The following is a 6,470-nucleotide window of genomic DNA, read 5'->3' as shown; positions in this document are numbered from 1 at the left end:
TCCAGGACCTGTAACTCATGTGGAAAGCGATCCTCATTTGATTTGATGGAAGCACTGTACGCATTTCTTATATAGAATAAAGCAATATTGTACAGATTTTTAGCACGATGCGTAAGAGCAGAAAAGCCGGGGGTTTTGGGGATGATTAGCAGATAGGATACTAGAATATGTACGATATGATTTCATGATGGAAAACCTCCTTTTGTTGACATTATTATAGGAAATCGTGCCGATTTCCTATAATGGGTTAGAGCTGCGCTACTATGTTAAATCGTCCCGATTTCCCATAATAGCTTTATAACACCCTCTAAACTAGAATCGAAATATTTCATATTTCATTCTTCGGGTGTTATAAACCTCTAACCCATTATACCACGAATATGAGAGAAATTTAAGGAAAGCTTCGTGAAAAACAGAAAGAAAACAAGGATGAAATATGGCTGCATTCATCCCCCACCTGTTCATCGGCCACTGAGATGGGGGTATTTTGCCTGCTTTTTAGATAAAAAAACTGTGCTATCCTTTTCCTGCGAAATTGAGCAAGGGCAGCCAATGCCGAGCACTCCATATCCACACAGGTATAACCGGCCGCCTTCATTCGTTCAACCTTGTTCCTCGTTTCACGATAAAATCCATCTGTAGTCCATACCTTTGCTCCCCGATAAGCGATCGCATGTGTTTGAAAGAATTGCTTCATCTGAGTATGCGTATTTACATTGACTGCGATCGTCTGACTTGCCTGTGCATAATGAAAGCTTGTTCCTTCATCACGATAAGCAAGCGTTGGAAGGAGGATTGCACAGTCCTTGATTGATGAATCCGGCACACCACAGGTACCAAACACAACGATGCTTTCTATTCCGAGGGCAAATAATTCCTCATATTCATTCACTGCAGCACTGGCTCCAGTTCCACTCATAAACAGAGCAATACGACGACTTTCAATTTTGCACACATATATTGGTTTATCACCATTGGTTGTATGCAGATAATCATAAACCTGCGCTTGGTATTTTTCTATTGCATATGCAATCAGATTATGTGCGAAGCAGGTTACAGCTACCTTTGGACAATCCGCTCTTCTTTTTACAATATCCTACGGGTTGATCACCGCTTCCTGTGTATCCTCAAACCTAGTGTACATCCTTCACTTCTCCTTTTTCATTTACAGGTAACCGATATATTTCTATATCAAGGCCAGAAGCCATCCTAGAGCACCGCTTTAACAATCAGGCAGATAATCAGCAGCCATATGACGACAATCGGAACCGCATAATACCATTTCCTTTGCTTCTTCTCCTGTATGTCTTCGCATAGCCAACGATTTCGCTCCCAGATTTCATCGGGGATCAGTTTACAGGTCAATACAATCAGTGCCGGTAACAGGATCACATCATCCAGCAAGCCAAGCACCGGTATAAAATCAGGAATCAAATCAATCGGAGAAAGTGCATAAACCGCCGTCATAGCCGCAAGTGCCTTCGCTAACACCGGCGTATCTCTATCCTTCCATACCAGATAGATAATCGGCAAATCCTGCTTCAGCTGTCCTGCTCTTTTTTTCAAAATCATGCGTAACGAATTCTCTTTCAATATCCTTCACCCTGCCTTACACTTCTTCGTGATTACCTCCACAGTACCCCTACTGCCTGTAAACCTTTGCGTATCAAATCCTGACTCATTCAGCGCTCAGCACACCCGAACGCAAGCATACAGCTTACGGATTTTTTTCACATACTTTCGCATCAATTCTATAAGCTGCCCCCCCTGCTGCTTTTCATGCAATGTCATGTCTGTAAGATACAATCTTCCGAAAACATAAGCCCCTAGGCAAGCTTGGGACCATTTTGGAAAATCACAGTGCCGCAATATAGACATTCATCTCACTGTAAAATATACTGCATCCCCTTATTATGCGCATCGGTATCAACACGGATCACATGTACAGCTACCGCCTCCTATGCAATATAGCGGCATTCCATGCCTATTATATCATCCAAGGCAAGCTGCGTCATGCGTTTTCCATGCTTTCCGCAAGTTCAAAGCAAAGCAAGGACTTATGTGCAGGAATTCAGCAAAATCCCGGATATAAAAAAGGAAGTTTTTTTTAAACCTCCTCTTTCCTGCCTTCCAAAAGCGATAAACCGACAACCGATTTTTCGTTCTGTTGCCCTGTTAATTACATATTAGCGATTCACTCTTCTGTGATTCTGCTTGCGCATGGAATCCATTGCCAAAGCAATCTCATTCAGCATGGTTGCCAGCATACTGCGCTCAAACGGTGACAATACCTCCTTTTGCTGCAGGGCGATTCCGACCACAGCATAAATCCGATCTTTCTTCCGGATCGAATAATACAGGGCCTTTGCATACGGCAACGTACTGGTTGAAACACCGGCCTTGCGATTGTTTTTTAACACCCATTGTGCAACTGCACGTTCATTCTCAGTTAGATATTTCTGTTCCTCTTCTTCATTTAAATGTTCATGATAAATGATCGGCTCCTGCAGGGTTTTATTCCTTACACTGTAAATGATGATGGTACGGTTCAGCAGCTTATACAGCTGCCGGACTGCCTCCTCACCCAGCTGTGCCATATTCTCTGCCAGCTGCAGCTGCTGGGAGGTCTCCAGCAACAGCTCCATGCGATGTGCCTGCATGGCATTTACCTTGAGCTGCATACGCATTGTCCGAGTCAGGGTACTGATGATAAAGGAAACGATAAACAGGACGGCGAAGGTCATTGCATATGCCGGATCATATGCCTCCATGGAAAAGCGGGGTGCTGTGAAAAAGAAATTGAATACGGCAACAATCAGCAGAGAAACACCCAGTCCGTAAACACGGGAGCTGGTGTTATAGGAAATCAGAACGATTGCCAAAAGATAGACCATGATGATGTTTGCTTCCGGAAGCTGAAAATGGTACATGAGCAAATTGATCCCGGTCGCTCCCAGAAACAGGAGTACCGTAAGCATGAAGTCGCGATGACGGAATACATGTGCATGTGTAAGCCTATGCCGTTTCCTTTTCACAGGCTCCACATTTGCGTCCGGAATGATATAGATTTCAAGGTCGGGAGCCAGCAGAGTGAGCTGATCGATCAGGGTTCTCGCACGGGAGTGCGGACGGGGGGAGGAACGGCCGATAACAATCTTGGAAACTCCGCTGATTTTGGCATATTCACTGATTTGCTGTGCAATATTCTCTCCTGCCACAGATACGATATTTGCATGAAAATGCTGCGCCAGACGGCGGTTTTGTTCCAGCTGTTCCAAATCCTCGCGACAAAGCGGCTCCTCGTTTACATTTTCAACATACAGTGCCGTGAACTCTGCGAAAAAAGCACTTGCCATGCGTGCGGCGGTACGGATGACCAATGCATTGCTGCGGGACGGGCTAAGACAGAGAAGGATATGCTCCCGTGTGGACTTGCGATCCTTTAAACTGACCCGCTTATTCACCCGGTCTGCACAACGGCGCAAGGCTATTTCACGCAGTGCGATAAGATTATCTCTTACAAAAAAATTATGCATCGCCTTCTGTGCGGCAGTCTTATGGTAGATTTTCCCCCTTTTCAGACGTTCAAGCAGCTCATCCGGTTCAATATCCACCAGCTCCACCTGATCTGCTTCATCAAATACAGCATCCGGAATACGCTCCTGTACCTGTACTCTGGTGATACCTGCAACCACATCCTGCAGACTTTCCAAATGCTGTACATTCACAGTCGTATACACATCAATTCCTGCATGCAGCAGCTCCTGTATATCGCTGTAGCGCTTGGGATGCCGGGCCCCCTGTACATTCGTATGCGCAAGCTCGTCAACCAGTATCAGCTGCGGATGCCGCTGCAATGCCTGATCCAAATCAAATTCCTCCAGCGTAATCCCATGATACATAATCGCTTTTAACGCTATACACTCCAGTCCCTGCATCAATGCAATCGTATCTAATCGATCATGCTTTTCGATGTAGCCGATAACCACATCCATGCCTTCCCGCCTCCGCTCATGAGCAGCCTCCAGCATGGCATAGGTTTTTCCCACGCCTGCGCAATATCCGAAGAATATTTTCAATTTACCCTGTTTCATTGCCATCACCCTGTATCAGTATAACAGCGATTGCAGAGGTACTTTAGCCTATATATATCATATTTATGAAACAGGTACTTATCTTTATGAAATCCAAACAGCAGCTTACCGTTTATAATACCTTCTTATAAAAAGCAGAGTATAATGTTTCACACATCCAGGGCCTTAAGAAAAAAAGGACAGTGTGCAGAAGCTAGCCATCCCTGCCCTCCTCACGATCTGTATGCAGCATTTCCTTCATCCATTTTGTTTCATAATAGGTGGAGGGATTCAGCTGACAATATTTTTCAATTTTAGATAATTCTTTCAGATTACCATAATGCTCCATAAACATCTGTTTGGCCGTTTTCATATTTTCCTGATATGCATGATTTGCCTGCATTGAAATCTTTAAAAAGCCAAGGACAGTCCCCAGTAAAACACCTGTTGCACAGGCCAGCCAGATATTCTCATATTTGCGTAAAAGCAGCTGACTCATGGAGAACAGATATAGGAGAAACGCGATTCCAAAGTTAACAAGATAGCCGGTTACAGGAGAAATACGGCGACGAAACGGATAACCGTAAAAATATAATGATCATCACCCAATATGTAAAAGGGACCAATTTTACGCGTGGGTTTATAAGACTCCACACCATTGACGATGAAATGCAGTGACAGAAAACCGCGTACAAAATAAGCAAGCCCGAGATTCAGGACAAAAGCCAGGCCATTTTGTACGATGATCGCACATACAGCACTATGCAGCAGGATAATGAATAGAAAATACCGTTTATTCAACAATGCACCTGCTTCCCATAGCCGTTTCATAATGTTACCGCCTTCCTTCCACATTGTTTCTTCACATCACGATAAGCCTCCCTTTATATACATTCCTTCATAAACAGCAGTGCTGAATTCATTCCTTCACCGCCTGTTCAATCCAACTAGAATCAGAAATCTGTATCGCTCTTTTCTTTTCCGGTATTCCAAACCGGAAAATGCTGAAAGCTGCTGTTTGCCCCTTATTCAAAAATGAACAGGATACACCATCATGAAAAGCAAAAGATAAAATAGCATGTAAGCTTGTTCCTTGACAATCTCAAAGAGGAAACGCCTTCTTTTACCTGCCTGCTTTATTTTCTCATTTTTTTAGATAGCTGTGATACCGCATATCCTTTAACAATTAACAGGCAGAAGTCCAGTCAATCAGATCACTGGCAGTATCAAAGGGCTGCTGTGCAATTGGCTATACGCTTCCTCCCAGCAGACTCTACACCAATACCACAAAGACTGCTAAACTGTTTCAGTCGTTTTGTTTCTGGAATCGCCGAACCGACAAAGGAAATCACCCCTCACGCCAGCTTAGCTAATGCCTTGCAGCCACCTCCGTGGCGGATCATACCGTGGGTTTGTGAGGTTTTCAGCTTATTTCCTACATAAACTGGAAGTTATGTCTCTACTTTAAAAATTTCAACACTTCTTCCATGGAACTTTTTCCTAATGTAAATTGTTCTAGTGTTATATATCTTTTTTCTGCTATAGTGTATTCTCTTTCACACAATTCCTTTACCATGTTCGCTTCATTATCTAACGGCTCTACAACATTTGATTTGGTCTGGTAAGCTTTGAAATACCTAATACCCAGTATTCTCTGAGACTCTGCATTGATATGGATACCATCTGGATTAGGATATAATTTTTCCCCTGTTACAAAATAACAATTTCTGTTATATTCTGCGTATTTGAGTAATTCCTGGTTAATCAAGTCATACTCTACGCAGCTTCTTCCAAATCCAGACTTACCTAAATAATCTCCTAAACCGCCAGCAATGAACGGAACTTCCAAAGCTTCCAGTTCTTTTCTGAACGAATTAACTAAAACATTAAGTTTTTGATAATAATTTTTGTATTTTCCGCTATGACTGTCGCTTTCTCCTTGATGCCACAAAATTGCAATCAACTCACTGTTTTCCATGGCGAATTTTGACTCACTGACTGCATGGCGAAATAGAGCACCTTCCTTATCCCATTCATCGATGGAACTGCCTCCTTCCGCACAAGGGATAAGTCCGATTTGTTCATTTTTATTTGCGTTGCACCATGCCTGTGCAAATGACGCCGCCGGTCCAACACCGGAAACTGACCGGTCAAAGTGGATAGGTTCTGCCATCATTTGCCATCTGCCATTTCTTAGCATGAAAATATTTTCATTATATATTGGCGTAGCCTCGTTTAAAAATCCACGCCCTGCCATATTTGATTGTCCTATTAGTAAAACTGACTTCATTTCTAAATTCCTCTCATTTTCAATTATATTTTTGTCATTATATCATTTCCCTTAAGCATTGTCATTTCATTTCTGACTTAAAAAAATTATTTATCCGTTTTGATTTG

Annotated in this window: 6 protein-coding genes; all 6 read right to left on the bottom strand. The window is 42.9% G+C overall.

Translation table 11 applies throughout. From position 1 onward, the window contains the following. Positions 1 to 391: 391 nt before the first annotated feature. The 6 genes from ACESPQ_RS16765 to ACESPQ_RS16740 all read right to left on the bottom strand — a co-directional run bounded on the left by ACESPQ_RS16765 (position 392) and on the right by ACESPQ_RS16740 (position 6,363). Positions 392 to 988 carry a nucleoside phosphorylase gene (locus ACESPQ_RS16765; protein WP_373144567.1) on the bottom strand — a complete coding sequence of 199 codons (597 nt, stop codon included), beginning with the start codon at positions 986 to 988 and terminating at the stop codon, positions 392 to 394. 221 nt (positions 989 to 1,209) lie between these two features. Continuing rightward, a complete protein-coding gene (locus tag ACESPQ_RS16760; protein WP_257336870.1) occupies positions 1,210 to 1,572 on the bottom strand; it encodes a DUF1232 domain-containing protein in 363 nt (120 codons plus the stop codon). Between the two features lie 614 nt (positions 1,573 to 2,186). Further along, entirely contained in the window at positions 2,187 to 4,094 is a 1,908-nt protein-coding gene (locus ACESPQ_RS16755; RefSeq protein WP_009269353.1) for a DUF4118 domain-containing protein, read from the bottom strand. Positions 4,095 to 4,287: 193 nt separating this feature from the next. Continuing rightward, a complete protein-coding gene (locus ACESPQ_RS16750) occupies positions 4,288 to 4,572 on the bottom strand; it encodes a hypothetical protein (RefSeq protein WP_373144565.1) in 285 nt (94 codons plus the stop codon). 50 nt (positions 4,573 to 4,622) lie between these two features. Further along, complete coding sequence (locus ACESPQ_RS16745; RefSeq protein WP_257271571.1) at positions 4,623 to 4,904, bottom strand: hypothetical protein; 282 nt, start codon at positions 4,902 to 4,904, stop codon at positions 4,623 to 4,625. Between the two features lie 628 nt (positions 4,905 to 5,532). Continuing rightward, complete coding sequence (locus ACESPQ_RS16740) at positions 5,533 to 6,363, bottom strand: sialate O-acetylesterase (RefSeq protein ID WP_002608520.1); 831 nt, start codon at positions 6,361 to 6,363, stop codon at positions 5,533 to 5,535. Positions 6,364 to 6,470 lie beyond the last annotated feature (107 nt).

The sequence above is a fragment of the Clostridium sp. HGF2 genome, assembly GCF_964240115.1.
Classification (GTDB): domain Bacteria; phylum Bacillota_I; class Bacilli_A; order Erysipelotrichales; family Erysipelotrichaceae; genus Clostridium_AQ; species Clostridium_AQ innocuum.
Note: the sequence above shows the minus strand (reverse complement) of the source record. Positions and strands in the feature narration are given on the sequence as shown.